The organism is Streptosporangium fragile (genome assembly GCF_039534445.1).
Classification (GTDB): Bacteria; Actinomycetota; Actinomycetes; order Streptosporangiales; family Streptosporangiaceae; genus Streptosporangium; species Streptosporangium fragile.
The window spans coordinates 12,962-33,414 of the sequence record NZ_BAAAVI010000062.1 but is presented as its reverse complement, the minus strand read 5'-3'; the positions used below and the strand labels follow the sequence as shown (position 1 = coordinate 33,414).

General features: G+C 72.0%; 16 protein-coding genes. 14 read left to right on the top strand and 2 right to left on the bottom strand.

What is annotated here, in order from left to right:
• The first annotated feature begins 227 nt into the window (after positions 1–227).
• The 11 genes from ABD841_RS31245 to ABD841_RS31195 all read left to right on the top strand — a co-directional run bounded on the left by ABD841_RS31245 (position 228) and on the right by ABD841_RS31195 (position 14,519).
• Positions 228–1,460 carry an acyl-CoA dehydrogenase family protein gene (locus tag ABD841_RS31245; RefSeq protein WP_344979285.1) on the top strand — a complete coding sequence of 411 codons (1,233 nt, stop codon included), beginning with the start codon at positions 228–230 and terminating at the stop codon, positions 1,458–1,460.
• 27 nt (positions 1,461–1,487) lie between these two features.
• Positions 1,488–2,765, top strand: coding sequence for an LLM class flavin-dependent oxidoreductase (locus ABD841_RS31240; protein WP_344979283.1), 1,278 nt, complete (start codon positions 1,488–1,490; stop codon positions 2,763–2,765).
• 44 nt (positions 2,766–2,809) lie between these two features.
• The gene (locus ABD841_RS31235; protein ID WP_344979280.1) at positions 2,810–3,859 is read left to right on the top strand and encodes an LLM class flavin-dependent oxidoreductase; all 1,050 of its coding nucleotides are present in this window, start codon (positions 2,810–2,812) and stop codon (positions 3,857–3,859) included.
• Between the two features lie 728 nt (positions 3,860–4,587).
• Positions 4,588–5,829, top strand: coding sequence for an acyl-CoA dehydrogenase family protein (locus ABD841_RS31230; RefSeq protein ID WP_344979278.1), 1,242 nt, complete (start codon positions 4,588–4,590; stop codon positions 5,827–5,829).
• Positions 5,830–5,865: 36 nt separating this feature from the next.
• On the top strand, positions 5,866–6,225 hold the full coding sequence (locus ABD841_RS31225; RefSeq protein ID WP_344979276.1) for a hypothetical protein: 360 nt from the start codon (positions 5,866–5,868) through the stop codon (positions 6,223–6,225).
• A complete protein-coding gene (locus ABD841_RS31220; protein ID WP_344979274.1) occupies positions 6,222–7,376 on the top strand; it encodes an LLM class flavin-dependent oxidoreductase in 1,155 nt (384 codons plus the stop codon). Before ABD841_RS31225 ends, ABD841_RS31220 begins: the two co-directional genes overlap by 4 nt.
• A 156-nt stretch (positions 7,377–7,532) precedes the next feature.
• Positions 7,533–9,341 (top strand): ABC transporter substrate-binding protein, encoded by a 1,809-nt coding sequence (locus ABD841_RS31215; RefSeq protein WP_344979272.1) that lies wholly within the window; start codon positions 7,533–7,535, stop codon positions 9,339–9,341.
• A 46-nt stretch (positions 9,342–9,387) separates the two neighbouring features.
• Positions 9,388–11,178, top strand: coding sequence for a dipeptide ABC transporter ATP-binding protein (locus tag ABD841_RS31210; RefSeq protein WP_344979270.1), 1,791 nt, complete (start codon positions 9,388–9,390; stop codon positions 11,176–11,178).
• The gene (locus tag ABD841_RS31205) at positions 11,171–12,226 is read left to right on the top strand and encodes an ABC transporter permease (protein ID WP_344979268.1); all 1,056 of its coding nucleotides are present in this window, start codon (positions 11,171–11,173) and stop codon (positions 12,224–12,226) included. The genes ABD841_RS31210 and ABD841_RS31205 overlap by 8 nt, the downstream gene beginning before the upstream one ends.
• 13 nt (positions 12,227–12,239) lie before the next feature.
• Entirely contained in the window at positions 12,240–13,232 is a 993-nt protein-coding gene (locus ABD841_RS31200; protein ID WP_344979266.1) for an ABC transporter permease, read from the top strand.
• A 78-nt stretch (positions 13,233–13,310) separates the two neighbouring features.
• Positions 13,311–14,519 carry a GNAT family N-acetyltransferase gene (locus ABD841_RS31195; RefSeq protein WP_344979264.1) on the top strand — a complete coding sequence of 403 codons (1,209 nt, stop codon included), beginning with the start codon at positions 13,311–13,313 and terminating at the stop codon, positions 14,517–14,519.
• 40 nt (positions 14,520–14,559) lie between these two features.
• Here the strand turns inward: ABD841_RS31195 and ABD841_RS31190 are convergent, their stop codons facing one another.
• Positions 14,560–14,733 (bottom strand): hypothetical protein, encoded by a 174-nt coding sequence (locus tag ABD841_RS31190; protein ID WP_344979262.1) that lies wholly within the window; start codon positions 14,731–14,733, stop codon positions 14,560–14,562.
• A gap of 1,774 nt (positions 14,734–16,507) precedes the next feature.
• Here ABD841_RS31190 and ABD841_RS31185 point away from each other — a divergent pair.
• Genes ABD841_RS31185 through ABD841_RS31175 form a run of 3 tightly spaced genes read left to right on the top strand, consistent with a single transcriptional unit; the run spans position 16,508 to position 19,355 of the window.
• Positions 16,508–17,683, top strand: a complete 1,176-nt coding sequence (locus tag ABD841_RS31185; RefSeq protein WP_344979260.1) for a M20 family metallopeptidase — start codon at positions 16,508–16,510, stop codon at positions 17,681–17,683.
• 11 nt (positions 17,684–17,694) lie between these two features.
• Positions 17,695–17,895, top strand: coding sequence for a DUF3311 domain-containing protein (locus ABD841_RS31180; protein ID WP_344979258.1), 201 nt, complete (start codon positions 17,695–17,697; stop codon positions 17,893–17,895).
• A complete protein-coding gene (locus tag ABD841_RS31175; RefSeq protein WP_344979256.1) occupies positions 17,892–19,355 on the top strand; it encodes a sodium:solute symporter family protein in 1,464 nt (487 codons plus the stop codon). Before ABD841_RS31180 ends, ABD841_RS31175 begins: the two co-directional genes overlap by 4 nt.
• Before the next feature lie 247 nt (positions 19,356–19,602).
• Here ABD841_RS31175 and ABD841_RS31170 read toward each other — a convergent pair whose 3' ends face one another.
• The gene (locus tag ABD841_RS31170; protein ID WP_344979254.1) at positions 19,603–20,379 is read right to left on the bottom strand and encodes a GntR family transcriptional regulator; all 777 of its coding nucleotides are present in this window, start codon (positions 20,377–20,379) and stop codon (positions 19,603–19,605) included.
• Positions 20,380–20,453 lie beyond the last annotated feature (74 nt).

The following is a 20,453-nucleotide window of genomic DNA, read 5'->3' as shown; positions in this document are numbered from 1 at the left end:
CCGCCGCGCTCGCCACCCGCCGGGCGGCCCACCTCACGCGCGGGGCCGGCAGCCGCCGTCACTGAACACCCGCCCCCATCCCGGACGTCCCCGCCTCAAGGCCGGGCCGTCCGCCGGCCGGGACGTGGCCGCCACGTCCCCGGTCGCCCCGCCCATCTCCACGAAGAAAGGCCGCCCGCCACTCCGCTCCACGCGGCTTCCGGGCCTCTCCCAAGAAAGGCTGGCGCATGTCCGGTCCCGTCTCCTCTCTCCGGTATCCGACCGCGGACACCGAAGAACTCCAGAAACTGTTCCACCCGGTTTTCGAGAAGATCGCCGAGGGAAACCTCGAGCGCGAGCAGGGCCGGATCTTCCCGTACGACCAGGTCCGCTGGCTGACCGAGGCGAAGTTCGGCACGATCCGCATCCCCCGGGAGTTCGGCGGACTCGGCGCGTCGCTGCAGCAGACCTTCCAGCTGCTGCGCGAACTCGGCGCCGCCGACCCGAACGTCGCCCACGTGTTCCGCAACCACCTGGCCTTCGTCGAGGACCGGCTGAACGCCCGGCCCTCGGAGTCCACGACCACCTGGCTGCGGCGTTTCCTCGACGGCGACTTCGTCGGGGGCGGCTGGACCGAGGCCGGCAACGGGACCTACGCCACCATCAAGACCACGCTCGTCCCGGAGGGCGACCACTGGCTGCTGAGCGGCGCCAAGTACTACGCCACCGGCAGCCTCTACGCCGACTGGCTGGACGTGATCGGCCTGAACCCCGACGGCGAGCTCGTCACCGCGCTGGTGAAGGCCGACCAGCCCGGCGTGGAACTCGTGGACGACTGGCGCGGGTTCGGCCAGAAGACCACGGCCAGCGGGAGCGCGAACTACACCCGGGCGCGGGTGGAGAGCGCCGACCTGTTCCCCGCCACCGAGCGCTTCGGCTACCAGGGGCTCTTCTACCAGACCTCGCTGCTCTCCGTCCTCGCCGGGATCACCCAGGCGACCCTGCGGGACGGGATCGAGGCCCTGAAGAACCGCAGGCGCACCTACCGTCACGCCACCGCGGAGAGCCCGACCGACGACGCCCAGCTGCTCCAGGTCATCGGCAAGGTCTCCGCCGCCGCCTTCGGCGCGAACTCGGCGCTGCTGAACTCGTCGGCCGACCTGGACCGCATCGCGCACGCCCACATCCACGGCGACGAGGAGGAGCAGAGGCGGCGGCTGGTCGACGGGCACATCAGCACGGCGCAGGCGCAGCTGGTCATCATCGAGGCCGCGCTGAACGCGACCACCGTCGTCTTCGACGCGCTCGGTTCCTCGGGGGTCTCCGAGGACCTCCTGCTCGACCGCCACTGGCGCAACGCGCGCACCCTCGCCTCGCACAACCCCCGGGTCTACAAGGAGCGGATCGTCGGCGACTGGCACATCAACCGGGCCGACCCCACCGAGGTCTACCAGAAGGCCGCCGGTGGCCAGAGTGAATAACACGCAGACGACAGTGGAGGTGCCCTGATGTCCGACCCCCGGCAAGGCCATGTGATTCTCGGCGTCAACGTCCTGGTGCTCGGGTATCTGCCCGCGGCCTGGCAGTCCGACCGCCTGCACAGGGACTCCTTCATCGACCCCGCCTACTGGGAGAACATCGGCGCGGTCGCCGAGCGCGGCACCCTGGACGCCCTCTTCCTCGCCGACGGGCCGCTGCTGGGCGACCCCGCGTACGACGCCAACGCCGGCCGGCTGGAGCCGGCCGTCACCTGGAGCCACGTCGCCGCGACGACGGAGCGGATCGGCCTGATCGCGACCGCCTCGTCCACCCTGAACGACCCGTTCGACCTGGCGCAGCGGTTGCTCTCCCTGGACCACGTCTCCGGCGGGCGCGCCGGGTGGAACATCGTCACCACCCGCAACTCCCCCGCCGCGCAGAACTTCGGCCTGCCCGACATCCCCGAACGGGACGACCGGTACGACCGCGCCGCCGAGTTCGTCGATCTCGTCCAGGCCCTGTGGGAGTCGGCCGGGACCGGGACCGCCGTCCGGCACCGCGGCCGGTTCTTCGACCTGGAGGGCAGGCTCGACGTCCCCCGGTCCCGGCAGGGCCACCCCGTGTTGCTCCAGGCCGGCGGCTCGGCCAAGGGGCGCGCGCTCGCCGGGAGCCGGGCCGACGGCGTCTTCGCCGCCGAGCTCACCAAGGAAGGCGCCATCGAGCACTACCGCGAGGTCAAGCAGCACGCCGTCGCCGCCGGGCGCTCCCCCGGCTCGGTGAAGATCCTCCCCGGTCTCCTGCTCAGCCTCGGCAGCACCGAGGAGGAGGCCCGGCGCCGCAGCGACGAGCTCCACGACCGGGGCCCCGCCGCCTACTCCGTGCAGTGGCTCTCCCAGGCGATCGGCTACGACGCGTCGCAGCTCGACCTGGACGAGAAGTTCCCGGAGGAGGTCCTCGCCGCGGCCGTCGATCCCCGTAACGCCGGGGGCAGCATCGGCTTCCGGCAGTCGATCGTGAAGCAGATCCGCCGGACCGACCCGACCGTCCGCGAGTACCTCCGGCAGACGCGGTACACCGGCTCCGGCCACAGCGGTTTCGCGGGCACCCCCGAGCAGCTCGTCGACCACATCGAGGACTGGTACCGGTCCGGCGCGGTGGACGGGTTCAACCTCCAGCCGGACGTCCTCGTCGACGGGCTCGAAGTGATCGCCGACGAGGTCGTGCCGTTGCTCCGCAAACGCGGGCTGTTCCGCCACGAGTACGCGACCGACACCCTGCGCGGGCACTTCCAGGCCGCGTCGAACTGACGGCGCGGGACGACGCGCCCTCACTGTGAGAAAGGACTTCGCCGATGGGCGAGAATGCGGGCAGAAACCAGCCGAAGTTCCTGGGGCTCGGGCTTTCCGGCGAGCACCTGGTCGCGCTGACCGGCGACCCCGGGTTGACCTCCCGGCTCGACGACGCCGGCGCGGCCTTCGTGGCGGCCGATGTCGAGCGGATCGACGGGTCGGTCCCCGGGGACGGGGCGACCCTCGACCCCACCGTCGCCGCGACGTTCCTCGCGAGGCGGGCACCGCGGACCGCCTTCCTCGCCGCCGCGGCGCCGCACCGCGATCACCCGTACAACCTGGCCCGGCGGGTCGCCTCCGGCGACCACCTGTCCCGGGGCAGGACGGGCCTCATCCTCGGCGTCCGCGACGGCCACGCGGCGGCCGGGCCCGAGGGGCACGAGGGCTGGGCGGGGGCGGGGCTCACCGCGGGCGTCCCGCTGGGGATCGAGACCACGCGCGACGCGGCGATCGCCGTCCAGAAGCTGTGGCAGAGCTGGCCCCACGAGTCGATCATCGCCGACCGGGAGACCCGGATCTTCGCCCGCGCCGAGCAGATCGTCCACATCGACCACCGGGGGGTCTTCGACATCGCGGGCCCCCTCACGGTCCCGACGACCCCGCAGGGCTCGCCGGTCATCGCGTGGTACGCGGACTCGGTGGACGCGGTGACGGCGGCGGCCGACATCGTCGACGTGGTGGTCTTCCGGCCGGAGGGCCCGGACCGGGTCGCCGCCGCGGTCGCCGCGCTCCGCGCCGTGGAGACCCGGCGCGCGCTGCTCTTCGCCCAGGTGACCTACGCGCGTGGGCAGAGCCTCGACGAGTTCCTCGCCGGGGCCGAGGCGGTGGCCGCCCTCGACGGGGTGGACGGCCTGCTCGTCCGCCCGGAGCCGACGGTGGACGCCCTGGCCGAGCTCCTGGACCGGGTCGTCCCCCGGCTCGGCGAGAAGGGCCTCACCCGGAAGAGCGGGGAGAGCCTCCTGCGGGACCGCCTCTCCCTCCCGGAGCCGCCGCGTCTTCTCACCGGGGCCCGGGCGGCCTTCCCCGCCCCGGAACCCCAGCCGGCACTCTGAGCAGCCAACACGCTAAGCAGACAAACTTGCATATCGGTGACAATGGAGCTAAATTTCCTACTATGCATGTAGGGAAAGTCCTGATTATGCGGCGCCACGTCGACCTCGCGCGCGTGGCCGCCAGCCTCTGTCGCAGCTCCTGACTGCTCTCCCTGCGCTCTCCACTCCTCGGGGCGGGCACCGGCGCACCACGGTGCGTGCCGATGCGCGCCCCGGAGCCGCCGCCGCACTCCTGAGCCGCGGCCGGCGGCTCCGCGCAGACCCGGATACCCCTCCGCGATCCCTCACCCGCCGAAGCCGGCGGTCCGGCGTTCCCACGGGCCCGTCGACCGCCGGGAACGCCGGCCGAGACCGTCTCCCCCGATACATCGGCACCCCACCGTGCGGCGGCCGAGCCGCCGCACGCGAACCCGTACACGTTCACCCCGTTCTCATCCACACGGAACCCGTCGAGCCGACTCGACGCGCTCCGCCCGGCGTCCGCCCCCGCGGGTGTCCCGCCGGCGCGCAAGAAGAAAACCGTGATCAGAAATGGCAACGCAGCACAGCACCGTCACGCCGGAGCTCCGGCCGGTCCGCGAGCCCGTCCCCCGGCCGGGAGCCGCGAGCAACCCCCGACACCTCTCCCGGATGCGCGCGACCACGCGACCGGCGGCCCGCCACGGCGGATCCGCCGACCGGCGCGGAGAGCGTCGGCAGCCGTCCCGACCGCAAGCCGGAGGATCCTCGTGAGTCTCATCGACCGGATTCCGCCCCGCTCCGGCCCCGCCCGGTTCGCGGAATGGCGCGAGGCGGCGGAGAAGGTCGCCGAGCGACTGCGCGCCGACGCCGCCGAACGCGACATCGCGGGCGCGAACCCCGTGGCGGAGATCGAGCTGCTGCGCGGGTCCGGGCTGCTCACCATCCACCTCCCCGAGGAACTCGGCGGCGGGGGCGCGAGCTTCGAGCAGGTGCTCAGGATCGTGCGGATCCTCGCGACCGGTGACAGCTCGATCGCCCAGATCGCCGCCTACCACTTCCTCGCCACCCGCGCGGGACTCGACGGCGGCAACCGGGCGCTCGCCGAGCGGCGGGCGAAGGGGTTCGTCGAGGAAGGCTGGTTCGCCGCGAGCGTCGCCCAGGCCGCCTACGAACCGCTCGTCCTCGCCTCCCCGGACGGCGACGGCTTCCGGCTCACCGGCACCAAGCCGTTCACCAGCGGCGCGGCCGTCGCCGACACGCTCATCGTGTGGGTGCGGTTCGCGGAGGGGTCGGTCATCGACGGAACGGATATGTCCGGCCTCGTCGGGCAGTTCGCCATCCGCTCCCCCGCCGACGGGATCGTCTTCGGCGACGACTGGGACAACATCGGGCAGCGCCTGACGGTCAGCGGCAGCACGACGCTGCGGGACGTCCGCGTCACGGCCGACGACCTCCTCGACTACGGCCACCCGGACACGCCCCTCTCGCCCCGGCAGACGCTGCAGGTCCCGCAGGCGCAGCTCGCCTTCGGCAACCTCTACCTGGGCGTCGCCATCGGCGCGCTCGACGAGGCGCTGGACTACACCAGGACCAGATCCCGCCCCTGGCTCACCTCCGGGGTGGCCGAGGCCACCGAGGACCCCCTCGTCGTCGAGCGCTACGGCCGGCTCTGGGTGCAGGTCGAGTCGGCGATCGCCCTCGCCGACAAGGCCGGCGAGCTGGTGCAGGCGGCGATCGACCGCGCGGACGAGCTCACCGCGGACGAGCGCGGCCGCGCGGCGGTGGCCGCCTACCAGTCGAAGGTGCACTCGACCGAGGTCGCGCTGGAGGTCACCTCGCGCATCTTCGAGCTGACCGGGGCACGGTCGACCGCCCGCGCGTACGGGCTGGATCGCCACTGGCGCAACGTGCGCACCCACACGCTGCACGACCCGGCGCACCACAAGCTGCTGGAGATCGGACACTTCGCCCTCAACGGGCGGTCACCGCAGCCGACGTACTACTCCTGACCCGCCTCGGGCGAAGAGATTGGAACACGACCACAGATGAGTACCGCCGGCAAGCGTCTCATCCTCAACGGGTTCGCCATGACGGTGGTGGGTCACGTGTCCGCCGGCCTGCGGCGGCACCCCGGCGACCGGGCGGACGCCTACTCGCGGCTGCCCCGCCGGACCGGCCTCGCCGGGCTGCCGGAGAGCGCGGCGGGGAACCCCGGCTACGCCGTCAGCACCGGGACCTTCGAGGACTTCATCACCTACGTCACGCCCGGACTGCGCCACCGGGGAAGGGCTCGGGAGAGCCACCCGCCCGGGGTGTCCCGCGAGAAGCTCCGGGGGCCCGGCCGGCGCAGGCCCGGCGACGACCACCCGGGGGCGGCGTTCCGGCGGCCGGGGGTGCCGGCATGACCCTGCGCGTTCACTGGTACCTGCCGACCAACGGCGACAACCGGGACATCGTCGGCTCGGGTGACCGCTCGCAGAAGACGCTCGGCGCGGTCGCGAACGGCTTCCGCCCGCCGGACATCGACTACCTCGGCCAGATCGCCCGATCGGCCGAGCAGCTCGGCTACGAGGCGGTGCTCACCCCGACCGGGCTCTGGTGCGAGGACGCCTGGATCACCACGGCGGCGCTCACGCAGGTGACGAAGCGGCTGAAGTTCCTGGTCGCGTTCCGGCCGGGACTCGTCTCGCCCGTCCTCGCCGCGCACCAGGCCGCCACCTTCCAGCGCGTCTCGGGCGGCCGGCTGCTGCTCAACGTCGTCACCGGCGGCGACTCCGCCGAGCAGCGCCGTTTCGGCGACCGCCTGGACCACGACCAGCGTTACGCGCGCACCGACGAGTTCCTCGCGGTGCTGCGCGGCGTCACCGAAGGGCCGGCCCCGGACGAGACGTTCAGCTTCACCGGCGAGCACTTCCGGATCGAGAACGCGCGGGTCGACCCCGGGCCGTGGGGACGCCCCGAGATCTTCTTCGGCGGCGCCAGCCCGGCGGCCGAGCGGGTCGCGGCAAGGCGCGTCGACACCTACCTCGCCTGGGGCGAGACCCCCGCCCAGATCGCGGTACGGCTCGACCGGATGCGCGAGCTCGCCGCGGCCGAGGGCCGGGAGCTGAGCTTCGGCATCCGCCTGCACGTCATCAGCCGGGACACCTCGGCGCAGGCGTGGGCGGAGGCCGAACGGCTGCTGGACCGGATCAGCCCCGAGCGGATCGCCGCCGTCCAGGCCGACCTGGCCAACAGCGAGTCCGTCGGCCAGCAGCGGATGCACGCCCTGCACGGCGGCGACCGGACCAAGCTCGAGGTCTCCCCCAACCTGTGGGCGGGCTACGGCCTGGTCCGCGGGGGCGCGGGCACCGCGCTCGTCGGCAGCCACGAGGAGGTCGCCGACCGTATCGAGGAGTACCACGCGCTCGGCCTGGACCACTTCGTCCTCTCCGGCCAGCCGCACCTGGAGGAGGCCTACTGGTTCGCCGAAGGAGCCGCCGCCCTCCTGAGATCGCGGGGGCTGCTCGCGGATCCGGCCGACCCGGCCACCGGCTCCGGACGAGGAAGACCATGACAGACACCCGCGTCCAGCCGGTGACGGCGCACCGGGACGCTGCGCCCCCGGACTCCGACGCGGTACCCGACGTCGTCGGCCGCACCGCGCTCGGCCTTCTCCCCTGACCCGACCCCCGGCATGCCGGGCCGAAACCCCCCTGAAAGAGATCCACCCGTGAAGAAGAAGACGGCACCCTCACGAACACTGTTCCGCCCATTGCTGACCGTGGTGGCCGGTGCCGCCCTGCTGAGCGCGTGCTCGGGAACCGCCGCGACGATGGCCGGCGCGGGCGCCACCGCGCCGGCCGCGACGGCCGCGCCGACCCCGGGCGGCACCCTGCGCATCGCGTCCCTGGAATCCGACCTCGACGCGCTCGACCCGCTCACCGGGTACAGCGTCGACTCGTGGGAGATCATGCGGGCTCTGACCCGCCAGCTCGTCACCTACCCGGGCAGCCCCACCGGCATCAAGGACGACACCGAGCTGGTGCCGGACCTCGCGGAGTCGTGGGACGTCAGCGACGACGGCAAGACCTACACCTTCCACCTGCGCGACAACATCAAGTACTCCGGATCGTCGACCCGTGAGATCGTCGCACGCGACTTCGTCTACGGGATCAAGCGGTTCTGCGACCCGAACAAGCAGGTGGCCGCGATCAACTACTTCCACCTGGCCTTCTCCGGCTTCACCGAGTACTGCAAGGAGTTCGCCAAGGTCCCGGTGGGCGATCCGGCGAAGTCCAAGGCGTTCATCGACAGCCACGAGATCTCCGGCGTCTCGGCGCCGGACGACAAGACGCTGGTGCTGACGTCGGACACGAAGAACTACGACTTCCTCGCCATCCTGTCCATGAACTTCGTGTCGCCGCTGCCCGAGGAGGTCGCCGCCAAGTACATCGGCGACTCGCTGGAGTTCCGGAAGAACTACCCCTCCAGCGGGCCGTACCAGATCAGCTCCTATGAGCCCGGCCGGAGCCTCGTGCTGAAGAAGGTCGCCGGATACAACCACGCGGGAGATCCGGCGCGCAAGGCGTACGCCGACGAGATCGTCGTGGACTTCACCGCGAACAGCGAGGACGCGGTGGTGCAGAAGATCCAGTCGGGCGACGCCGACCTCTCGCTCTACCTCGACGTGCCGCCGCTCACCACCATCCAGCAGTACCAGGCCCAGAACAACCCCAACCTGCACTCCTCCGACAGCGGGGCGGCCAACTTCATCACGTTCAACGCGCGTCCCGGCGTCACCTCCCCCGGCGCGGAGGCGCTGCGCAAGCTGAAGGTGCGGCAGGCGCTGGCGTACGCGGTGAACAAGGCCAACCTCGTCCAGGCGCAGGGCGGCAAGATCGCGGCGAAGCCGCTCGGGCAGATCATCACCTCGACGATCCTCGGGCACGAGTCCTTCGACCCCTACCCCACGCCGGGCAACGCCGGCGACCCGGCCAAGGCCAAGCAACTGCTCGCCGAGGCCGGCTACCCGGACGGGCTGAAGCTCGACGCCGTCTACCGCGTCAACGCGCAGTTCGAGACGATCGCCGTCACGCTCAAGGCCGACCTGGCGAAGGCCGGGATCGAGCTCAACCTCATCCCCGTACCGGTCGCCCAGTTCAGCGGGTACCTGCAGGACCCCAAGAGCCGCTGGGACGTCTCCCTGAGCAGTAGCTTCGCCCCCGACTGGCAGGGGCCGAGCACCCGGATGCTGCTCGGCGGCTGGCTCAACTCCGACGCCGCCCCCTGCGGCACCGGCAACGTCCACGCCATCTGCTACGACAACCCCGAGCTGAACAAGCTCGCGGCGGAGGCGTTCCCCTCGGACGACCCCGGGCCGATCTGGGCCAAGGCCGACAAGCTGGTCTCGGCCGACCTTCCGTGGATCCCGCTGTTCGAGAAGCGCAAGATCGCGATCACCTCCGATCGGGTGCGCAACTGGACCTGGTCCTCGCTGGCCACCCAGGCCGACATCACGAACATCGCCGTGAGCCGGTGAGCTGAGCCGAGCCGGAAGGGAGACGACGGCCATGGCCTTGTTCTCTGTGGAAAATCTGAGTGTCACGTTCCGAGACCGGCATCGGGCGTTCACCGCGGTCCGCGACGTCTCCTTCGCCGTCGAGCCCGGCCGGACACTCGCGATCGTCGGTGAGTCGGGCTCGGGCAAGAGCGTCTCCCTGCTGGCCTCGACCGGCCTGCTGCCGGCCCGTGCCACGGTGCGGGGCTCGGCCCTGTACCGTGGCACGGACCTGACCACGCTGAAGCCCGGGCAGCTCCGGGCGATCAGGGGCCGGCACATCGGGTTCGTCTTCCAGGACCCGCTGAGCAACCTGCACCCGCTCAAGACCATCGGCAGTCAGATCGCGGAGGCGATCACCGCTCACGAGCGGGTCGGGCGGCGCCCCCTGCGGCGGCGCGTGCTCGACCTGCTCGGCGAGGTCGGCATCAAGGACCCCGAGCGTCGGATCGACGACTACCCGAACCACTTCTCCGGGGGGATGCGCCAGCGCGTCATGATCGCCATGGCGGTCGCGCTGAACCCGGGGCTGATCATCGCCGACGAGCCGACCACGGCGCTCGACGTGACCGTGCAGGCGTCGATCCTGAAGCTGCTGCGGCGGCTCCAGGCGGCGCACGGCACAGCGTTGATCTTCGTCAGCCACGACCTCGGCGTCGTCTCCGACATCGCCGACGACGTCGTGGTGATGCGCGGCGGCGAGGCGGTCGAGACCGCGCCGGCGTCCCGGATCTACACCGCGCCACGGCACGAGTACACCAGGACGCTGCTCGGCGCGGCACGGCACGGGCCCGCCGGGGACGGGGTCGCCGGGGACGGGGTCGCCGGGGACGGGGTCGCCGGGGACGAGCCCGCCGACACGGCGGGGAACGGCGCGGACCCGGCCGCGGGACCCGCCGCGAGCCCGTCCGCGGGACCGGCGGAGGGCCCGGTCGCGGATCCGGGCCCGCTGCTGACGGTCTCCGCGGTGCACATGAGCTACCGCCGCCGCGGCCGGAAGGACTCTTTCACCGCGCTCGCCGACGTCTCGTTCGACGTGGGCGAGCGCGAGATCGTCGGCCTCGTCGGCGAGTCGGGGTCGGGGAAGTCGACGGTCGGCCGGATCATCGCGGGTCTGATCCGGCCGACCGCCGGGTCGGTGTCGTTGCGCGGCGCGGTCTACAACGAGGCGGGCGGCGGCCCGGCCCGTCTCGACGCGAGCCTGCGCCCCGCCATCCAGGTCGTGTTCCAGGATCCCTACGGAAGCCTCAACCCGCGGCGCAGGATCGCCGCCACGCTCGCCGAACCGTTCGTGGTGAACACGGAACTCCCGGCCGCGCAGATCCGCGCCCGGGTCGAAGCGCTCGCGCAGCGGGTCGAACTGCCCCCGTCGGTGCTGGACCGGTTCCCGTCCCAGCTCTCCGGCGGACAGCGGCAGCGGGTCGCCATCGCCCGTGCCGTCGCGCTCGGGCCGTCGGTGGTCGTCGCCGACGAGCCCGTCTCCGCGCTCGACATCACGACGCAGGCGCAGATCGTCGCGCTCCTGCGGCGGCTGCGCGCGGAGCTGGGGGTGTCCTTCCTGTTCATCTCGCACGACCTCGGAGTGGTGGCCGACCTCTGCGAGCGGGTCGTCGTCCTCAAGGACGGGCGGGTGGTGGAGGAGGGCTCGACCCGGCAGGTGTTCACCGGCCCCCGGCACCCGTACACGCGTACGCTGCTCGCCTCGATCCCGGGCCGGGGACGCCTCGTGAAGGTGCCGGAGTCGCACGCGCCGGACGGGGACGACCATCCGCACGACCTGGGCGCCGGGCCCGGGACGGGCCGGGTGGCCCATGTCTAGCACCGTGCCGCCGGACGCACCCCTCACCGAACCCGGCCCGCCGTCCCGCACCGCGTCACCGGACGCACCCCTCACCGGGTCCGGCCCGCCGTCCCGCATCGCGCTGCCGGAGCGGGAGCCGGACGGCGATCCGGCGCCCGCCTCCCGGCGGGCACGCCGCTTCCCGGGACCCGTCCTCGGGGCGATCCTGCGCGAGCGCTCCGCGCAGGTCGGCCTGGTCCTGGTCGGCGTGATCGTGCTGTCGGCGCTGCTCGCGCCGCTCGCGGCGGCGCTCACCGGGCACGACCCGAACCAGCAGTTCCGATCGGAGGCGCTCAGCGAGAGCGGGCTCCCGGTCGGCCCGAACGGCGACTTCCTGCTCGGCGCCGACGGCAACGGCCGCGACGTCCTCATCCGGACCCTGTACGGCGCCCGGATCTCCCTGCTGGTCGGCATACCCGCGACCACGCTCGCCCTCGTCGTCGGGACGGCCGTCGGGCTGATCGCCGGGTTCTTCGCCGGGCGCACCGACCGGCTGCTCTCCCAGGGGATCGACGTCGCGCTCTCCTTCCCCTTCGTGGTGACCGCGCTCAGCCTGGTCGCGCTGAACGGGGGCGGCGACGGGGAGCCCATCCTGAACCCCGTCGTGCTCGTCATCATCGTGATCTCGCTCTTCGCGTGGACGTACTTCGCCCGGCTGACCCGGGGGCTGGTCATCGTGCTGCGCAACAAGCCCTTCGTCGAGGCGGCCCTCTCGGTCGGCGCGAGCCGTCGCCGCGTCATCGTGCGGGAGATCCTGCCCAACGTCCTGCCGGTGGTCGCGGTGTACTGGGCGGTTCAGCTCCCGCTGAACATCCTCTCCGAGGCGACCCTGTCGTTCCTCGGCGTCGGCGTCCAGGCGCCCACGGCGAGCTGGGGCAACATGATCGCGGAGGCGCAGCGGTCGTCGCTCTACCAGGTGCAGCCGTGGTTCCTGCTCGGGCCCGGCATCGCCATGTTCATCACCGTGCTGGGGTTCAACGCGATCAGCACCGGCATCCGCAACGTCCTCGACCCCGATCACGGATGAGAGGGACCACACCATGAGAAGGCAGATCCTGGGCCACGCGGCCCGCGCGGTGTCGACCCTGCTGATCGTGCTGGTCATCACCTTCGCGATCACACGCATCGCCTACCGCAACCCGGCGGCCGTGCTCGCACCGCGCAACGCCAACCAGCAGACGCTGGACGGGATCACCCGGGCGCTGCGCCTCGACGAGCCGTGGTACCTGCAGCTCTGGCACTACCTGTACCGCGGGCCCGACATCCAGGGCGCGCCGATGGGCCTGTTCAACTGGCCGCCCGCCCTCGGGTACTCGTTCCGCCAGCAGCGCCCCGTCACCGAGCTGATCCTGTCCAAGGTGCCGGTGACGCTCTCCCTCGCGCTGGGCGCGCTCGTCATCTGGATGACGCTCTCGATCCTGCTGGGCGTGCTGGCGGCCAGGAAACCGGGCACCTGGGTGGACCGGTTCCTCTCCGCGCTCTCCTACGCGGGCCTGTCCGTGCCCACCTTCCTGAGCGGGATCCTGCTCTCGTACTTCCTGTACTTCAAGCTCTCGGCATACGGCATCAGGTGGTTCCCGAGCAGCGGCTACGTCGGCATCACCGAGGACCCGGTGGAATGGGCCCGGCACCTGGCGCTGCCCTGGCTGACGATCGCCATCGCCGAGATCGGGATCTTCCAGCGTGTGGTGCGCGGGAACATGCTCGACGTCCTGGGCTCCGACTACATCCGCACCGCCCGCGCCAAAGGCGTCAGCGAGCGCAGGGTCCACTTCGACCACGCGCTCAAGGCCGCCCTGAATCCGATCATCACCCTGAGCGGGCTCGAACTCGCCGCTATCATGGGGGGCGCCATCGTGACCGAGCAGATCTTCGGCCTCGACGGGGTCGGGCGCCTGGCCGTCGAAGCCGCGGTCGGGGGTGACTTCCCGGTCGTCATCGGCACCACCGTCCTGGCAGCGGCGATCTTCGTGATCTCGACGTTCGTGGTCGACGTCATCACCCACCTGCGGGACCCGGCCGGCGCCACCTGAGCGAACGGCGCGAGCCCCCGGCACGGCAGCGGCACGTGACCGGCCCTCCCAGCCCCCCACCCGAGCGAGGAAACAACCATGACAGATGTGCGAGTCCTCGTCCGCGAGGACGAACTCCTCACGGCGGCCGCGGTGTTCCGTACGGCCATGGTCGGCCTGCCGCCCCTTCCGCCCGGCACCGACCTCCTACAGCTCTTCGAGCCGGGCCGGGCCCTCGGCGCCTTCGCCGACGGAGAGCTGGCCGGCACGACCGACTCGTACTCGGGCTGGCTCGTCGTGCCGGGCGGGGCGCGGGTCCCGCACGCCGCGGTCACCCATGTCGGCGTGCTGCCGACGCACACGCGGCGCGGAATCGTGACGGCGCTGCTCCGGCACCAGCTCATCGACCTCGCGCGGCGGGGGGAGGTCGTCGCCACGTTGCGGGCGTCCGAGGCGGTGATCTACGAGCGGTTCGGGTACGGCGTCGCGAGCTCGTTCGCCCGGCGCGAGCTCTCCCGCCGGGACGCCCGCCTGCGGGACACCGTGCCCGGCGGCGGGCAGGTACGGCTCGTCGACGGTGCCACGTCGTGGAAACTGCTCACCCGGATCTACGAGGCCGGCGACGTGTCCTGGACCGGCGCGATCCACCGGCCCGGCCACTGGTGGCGGCTGCAGGAACTGCGGTACGGCGGCGAGGCCGGTCCCGCCTACGTCGCCGTGCACGGCCCGGCCGACGCGGAAGACGGGTTCGTCCGGTACCACCCGATCGGCACCGCCGAGTGGTTCACCAGCCGGGAGCGCACGATCGTCGTCGACGACTTCGTGGCCACCACGCCGGAGGCGTACACCGGGCTGATCCGGCACCTGCTCGCGGTCGACCTCGTCGACCGGATCGTCTTCCCTTTCACCGCCCTCGACGACCCGCTCGCGGTGCTGCTGACCGACGAACGGGCCGTCCGCACGGTCTCCGTCTCCGACGAGACGTGGCTGCGGCTCCTCGACGTGCCCGCGGCGCTGGACAGCCGCGCCTACCGGGGCCCGGGTTCGGTGGTCCTGGCCGTGACCGACGACCTGCTGCCGGAGAACACCGGCTCCTATTCGATCACCGCCGGGGGAGCGGTCAGGACCGACGCCCCGGCCGACCTGTCGGTGGACGTCGCGACCCTCGGGGCGCTCTACCTCGGGGGCTCGCGCTGGTGGCAGCACGTCCGCGCCGGCCGGGTGACCGTACACCGGGACGGCGCGGTCGAAGCGGCCGACGAACTGTTCCGCACCGACGCGCTGCCGTTCGCCGGGACGATCTTCTGATGCCGCATCCGCCCCGCCGGGCGGGGCGGGGCGGATGCGGCTACGGCAGGCCGTTCCTGCGCCGGTAGTCGTTCCAGACCTGCACGCAGTAGGCGTACCGCCAGTCGCCGGGCGGCAGGTGGCGGCAGGCGTAGGCGGCGCTGATCCCGGCGAACAGGCCGCCGGTGCCGGTGCCGGTGCCACCGTCGGCGCGGGGCTCGGGTGGCCTGTTCACGGGTGGCGCCGGCGCGGCCGGTCCCGGCGCGGGTGACTCCGGCCCCGGCGCGGGTGACTCCGGGCCGGGCGCGGGTCTCGGCCGTACCCGCCGGGCCTCCGCGCCCCCGGTCCCGGGCCGCCGGGCCTCCGTGCCCCGGCCCCGTGACCGTTCGTTCTCCCCCGGCCCGGACCGGCCGCGGGCATCCGGCGAGCGATGCCCGCCGCGCCCCTCCCGGTGCCGCGAGCCCTGCCCCGCCCGGTTCTCCCGGCGGGACTGCCCGGGGCGCGCGGCCTCCGCCGGGAGGGCGTGCGCCGAACCGCGACTGCGCGGCGCCTTCCGCGCCTTGCCTGCCTTGTTTGCTCTATCTGCTTTGCCTGCTTTCCCCGCTTTCCGGGCGTTGTCCGCCTTCCGCGCCTTCTTGGCCGAGGCCCGGGGACTGTTCCCGGACCCGGGCGGTGCGGAGGCGACCGGTGGCACCGTACCGCCGGGCGCCGGAGCGCCGGGGGCAGCACCCGGCGCGGCGGAACCGCCGGGTGCGGGAGTGATCGGCACGTCGCGGCCGACGGGCACGCGCTCCGGCGCGGAGGCCGGTGCCGCGCCCGCGGTGGGCCGCCCGGGAAACGGCGACCAGCCCGACGACCAGATGCCCACCCCGGCGGCGGCGAGGAACCCGGCGATCAACGCGGGCCGCAGGAGTCGCTCGCGTGAGATCCGCCTCCACGGCCGCTGCCACGGGCCGGGCGGCGGAGGCATGGAGAACGGCCTGCTGGAGATGTCCGTCCAGGCCCTTCTGCCGGACCGCGGGAATCCGACGGCACCGCCCGCGTCCCGGCGGTCCGTCCAGTCGTCCCCGCCCTCCGTTTCCCAGCCGCCCGGATCCCGGCGATCCGCCGCCCAGCCGCCCGTGGCATCCGCCGCCCAGCCGCCCGCCGCCCAGCCGCCCGTGGCATCCGCGTCCCAGCCGCCCGGATCCCGGCGGTCCGCCGCCCAGCCGTCCCCCATCCGGCCGACCGCCTCCCAGCGGCCGGCCGGCCGATCCCGCCCTGCCGGCCCCTCCCACCGCCGGTCCGTCCCGGCCGGCCTCTCCCCCGCCCGGACTTCCCGCTGCTCCCCCCGCGACGGACCCTGCCGTCCCACGCCCCGCGGGGCCCGTTGCGCCGATCGGGCGGGCGCGACGAGCCGCATCGGCCGCACCGGCGGCCGTACCGGCTCCATGGGCTGCGTCGACTCCAGGGGCTCCTCCGGCCGCGAGGACTCCGCGGGCCGCGCCGGGCGCGACGGTCCCGGAAGTCCAGGTGGTGCCGGTGGTCCCGATGGTTCCGGCGGTCCCGGGGCACCCGGCGGCATCCCGTACGGCAGGTCGCTGTACGGCATACGCCCGCGCGGTCTCGCGCTGAGGCCATGGCCGTGAGTGCGGTCGTGCTCACCGTGCATAGCGCCTCCCCTGTCGCATCCGCCCCTCCAGCCTGACGAAAGTCACGCACTGTAGGTGCCCCATGACAGTACGGTCTTACCGATCTCTTATCAGCCCCAGGCCGCAGAGATGAAGAAAACCGGTGATAGACGGGTGGCGGGCGGCCACCGCCGCACGGAGCGAGGCGAACGGCGCTTCCACGTGCCCGGCCGTGGCCGCGCCGGTCACCGCGGTTGCCGGGCATCGAGGTCGGACGTGCTCGCGATTCCGGCCGGCGCGTTCCGGCAAGGGCCGCCTCCTTCGGACCACAGGACGCTCTAGTCACTGAATAGATCGATCGATACAATACTGTCCAGATTCGGACAGAGGAGCATATCCATGGATGTCCCACCCCCCGAGCAGCTGGTCCGCTGCGTCGAGCAGATCGACCGCGACCGGCTGGCGAGAACTCTCTGCGAGCTCATCGAACTACCCAGCGTGAACCCCTTCGGTAAGGTGCCGGACGACGAGGAGGAGGGTGAGAAGCAGGTATCGGCCTACCTCCGCGACCGGCTCCGGAAGCTCGGCTGGACGTGCGACGTCGACGAGTACGCCCCGGGCCGCTACAACGCGCTGGCGCGACTGCCCGGCACGTCGGCGGGCAGGTCACTGATGTTCGCCGGCCACATGGACACGGTGGAGACCACGGGGTACCCGCAGGCGCTCACCGGTCTCGTACGCGACGGCAAGGTCTACGGCCGTGGTGCCTGTGACATGAAGGCCGCGCTCGCCTGCTACCTGGAGGTGGCCGAGGTCCTGGCCGCGCAGTCGATCAGGCTCTCCGGAGACCTGCTGATCGCGGGTGTGGGCGACGAGGAATACCGCCAAGAAGGCGCCAAAGCGCTCGGCGCGAGCGGACTCCGCGCCGACGCGGTGATAATCGGCGAGCCGACCGAGCTGACACTCTGCCTGGCCACCAAGGGGCTCGCGGCCTATGAGCTGCGGGTCGAGGGGCTGGCCACACACGGAAGCGTCCCTCAGCACGGCAGCAACGCCATCCTGTCGGCGGCACGGCTGCTGGGCATGTTCGACGACCACCAGCGCGCGCTCGACTCGCGACGGCATCCGCTGCTGGGCCCTGCCACGGTGAACGTCGGCGTCATCGAGGGAGGCACGAAACCGAACATCGTGCCCTCCGAGTGCCGCATCCAGTTCAGCCGCCGCCTGCTGCCGGGCGAGAGCCCCGCCGGCGCCCGCGCCGAACTGGTCGCGAGCCTGGAGCCGGGAACGTGGTCGATCGGCGACGCGTGGTGGACCGTCGAGGCCTACGAACTGCCTGCGGGCCACTGGCTGGCCGAGACGCTGCGGGTCGCGGCCCAGCTCAGCCACGTCCCCGACTGCGCTCCGCACGGGTTCCCGGCCAGCTCCGACGCGGCGTACTTCGGCTCGCCGGTGGCTCTGTTCGGCCCTGGCTCGCTGGCCCAGGCGCACAGCCTCGACGAGTGGGTGTCCATCGACGACATGGCCACCGCCACCGCCGTATACCTCCGTACCGCCTTCCTGACTTCCGGATGAGGAGAGGGCCCATGTGGTTGCGTTTCATCCTGGCCGCAGTGCCGTTCGCGCTCTTTCTGGGCGCGGTCCCATGGGTCAACCGCGTCGAGCCGTACGTGCTCGGGCTGCCGTTCCTGCTGTTCTGGCTGAGCCTGTCCATCGTCGTCACCTCGGCCTGCATGGCAGGGGTGTACCGGCTCGACCCGGCGAACCGTGAGGAGGCCGAGCAGTGATCGTTTCGCTCGCCCTGATGGTCCTGGCTCTGGGCGTGGCCGTCTACCTCGGCATCCGGGCACGCGGGCGCAGCGCCATGAGCCTGGAGAGATGGGCCGTGGGCGGGCGCTCGCTCGGCGGGGTGTTCGTCTTCCTTCTGATGGCAGGGGAGATCTACACGACGACGACCTTCCTCGGCATCAGCGGGTTCGTCTACGGCAACGGCGGCGCGGCGTACTACATCCTCGCGTACGTGACTCTCGCCTACGTCGTCTCGTACTGGCTCCTGCCCGTGCTATGGCGGTATGCGAAAGATCATGACCTGGTGTCACAGGCTGACTTCTTCATCCGGAAGTACAACAGCCGTGGCCTCGGCGTCGTGGTCACGGTCATCGGTGTCGCCGGTATGGTGCCGTTCCTCGTGCTGCAGCTCAAAGGCCTCGGCATCATCGTCGCCGAGGCGTCGTACGGGGCGGTGCCCTCATCCGCCGCGATCGTGATCGGCGGCGTCCTGCTCACCGGCTACGTGACGCTGTCCGGGCTCTTCGCCGCGGCGTGGACCTCGGTCGTCAAGGACATCCTGATCGTGATCGTAGTCGGGTTCCTGGGGATCTACCTGCCGCTGCGGTACTTCGGCAGCTTCGGTGACCTGTTCGCGGCGATCGAGGCCGCACGTCCGCGATTCGCCGCACTGCACACCGATGACCTGGGCGTCTCCTGGTACATCTCGACGGTGGTGGTGTCCACTCTCGGCTTCTACATGTGGCCGCATCTGTTCGCGGCCACGTTCTCGGCGCGCGAGGAGTCGACGTTCAGGAAGAACGCCGTCGTCTTCCCCCTCTACCAGCTGTTCCTGCTGTTCGTGTTCTTCGCCGGCTTCGCCGCCGTGCTGGCCGTGCCCGGGCTGCCCGCGGGCCAGGCCGACCTGTCGCTGCTGCGACTGGCCAAGGAGTCGCTGCCGCCCGTGGTCATCGGCCTGGTCGGCGGGGCCGGGCTGTTGGCCGCGCTCGTGCCCGGGGCGATGCTGCTGAACACCACATCCGCGTTGATCGCCAACAATGTGTACAAGCCCTTGCGGCCCGGAGCCGACATCGGCCGGGTGGCCCGGCTCATGGTGCCCTGCGTCGGAGCGGTGACCATCTACCTCGCGCTGAACGACGGCGCGGCGATCGTGAATCTGCTGCTGCTCGCCTACGCGCTGGTCACCCAGCTCGCCCCCGCGCTGTTCCTCAGCCTGCTGCCCAGGAACCCGGCCAACGACTGGGGCGCCGCCGCCGGGATGCTGGCCGGAACCGGGGCCATCGTCTATCTGACCGTGAACGGCCTGAGCATGGCCGACGTGGCGCCGTTCCTTCCGTCCCCGCTGCTCCATCTCAACGTGGGGATATTCGCGCTGGTCCTCAACCTCGCCGTGCTGGCCCTGGTCAGCCTCATCACCTTCCGGCGGTCACCCGCTCTCAAGCCGGAAGAAATCGTGTAGCGTCCGGCGATTCGGCCTCCACGCCGCCCGCCGAGTTCCCGGCCGGTGCCTTCGACACCGATACCGGCCGGGAACTCGGCGGCGTCCACTGTCACCGTGCGCAGCGACTGGTGGAGCGTCAGTGGCGACCACATCTCCTGCTCGAGTCCGGCGGGGTCACCGGAGCGCAGGACTCGCCCGTTCATGAGGGTGTGGCGTAGTACGTGATACGCCGATTCGTGCTCCCACCGCTGGTGATGGAGGCTGACTAGCCGGCGGGAGGGTGCCGGGGTCCGGGCGCGCGGGCGACGTCGACCTCGAAGCGGCTGCGGTCGGCCCGGTTGTAGGAGACGAAGGTCTCCACCGCCCGCCCCGACTCGTCGTAGCTGATGCTCCGCAGCACCAGCAGGGGCGCCCGGGGGCCGATGCCGAGGAGCGCGTCGATCTCGGGCGTGGAGAGGATGGCCTCGATGGAGCGGTGGCCGTGGGAGAGCACGACGCCGTACTTGCGCTCCAGGAGGTCGTAGAGCGAGGCGAACGTCAGGTCCTCGGCCTCCAGCCCGGGGGCGACCGCCGCGGGCAGGTAGGTCGTCGTGTAGACCCAGGGCTCCCCGTCGACGTGGCGCACCCGCTCCAGGAAGACGACCGGGGTGCCCGGGGCGACCCTCAGCTCGGTGGCCACGTGCGCCGGCGCGGGCACGACCTCGAGGGTCAGCACGTCGCTGCGCATCGTCGCGCCACGGGTCGTGACCTCCTCGTGCAGCCCCGTCAGCGACTGCACGAGGCCCTGGGCGGCCTTGGGGGGCGAGACGTACGTCCCCCGGCCGCGCACCCGGTGGATCAGGCCTTCGAGCTCCAGTTCGGCGAGCGCCTGCCGGACGACGGTGCGCGAGACGTCGTACCGGGCGCACAGTTCGTGGTCGCCGGGGAGCCGGTCACCGGGCGCGTGGACACCCCGCTCGATCTGGTCGGTCAGCAGCGACTTGAGCTGGTAGTACAGCGGAATGGGCGAGGAGCGATCGATGCTGGTCGCTCGGCTCATCATGAGACCTGAGACTATCGCGCCTCCGGCCACACTCCGATCAACGGACCGGGTTCCGTTTCACTCTCCGGTTGCAT

Coding starts and splice junctions, on each gene's coding strand:
- ABD841_RS31245 (WP_344979285.1), top strand. CDS start 228: ATGTCCGGTCCCGTCTCCTCTCTCCGGTATCCGACCGCGGACACCGAA.
- ABD841_RS31240 (WP_344979283.1), top strand. CDS start 1,488: ATGTCCGACCCCCGGCAAGGCCATGTGATTCTCGGCGTCAACGTCCTG.
- ABD841_RS31235 (WP_344979280.1), top strand. CDS start 2,810: ATGGGCGAGAATGCGGGCAGAAACCAGCCGAAGTTCCTGGGGCTCGGG.
- ABD841_RS31225 (WP_344979276.1), top strand. CDS start 5,866: ATGAGTACCGCCGGCAAGCGTCTCATCCTCAACGGGTTCGCCATGACG.
- ABD841_RS31220 (WP_344979274.1), top strand. CDS start 6,222: ATGACCCTGCGCGTTCACTGGTACCTGCCGACCAACGGCGACAACCGG.
- ABD841_RS31205 (WP_344979268.1), top strand. CDS start 11,171: ATGTCTAGCACCGTGCCGCCGGACGCACCCCTCACCGAACCCGGCCCG.
- ABD841_RS31200 (WP_344979266.1), top strand. CDS start 12,240: ATGAGAAGGCAGATCCTGGGCCACGCGGCCCGCGCGGTGTCGACCCTG.
- ABD841_RS31195 (WP_344979264.1), top strand. CDS start 13,311: ATGACAGATGTGCGAGTCCTCGTCCGCGAGGACGAACTCCTCACGGCG.
- ABD841_RS31185 (WP_344979260.1), top strand. CDS start 16,508: ATGGATGTCCCACCCCCCGAGCAGCTGGTCCGCTGCGTCGAGCAGATC.
- ABD841_RS31180 (WP_344979258.1), top strand. CDS start 17,695: ATGTGGTTGCGTTTCATCCTGGCCGCAGTGCCGTTCGCGCTCTTTCTG.
- ABD841_RS31170 (WP_344979254.1), bottom strand. CDS start 20,379: ATGATGAGCCGAGCGACCAGCATCGATCGCTCCTCGCCCATTCCGCTG.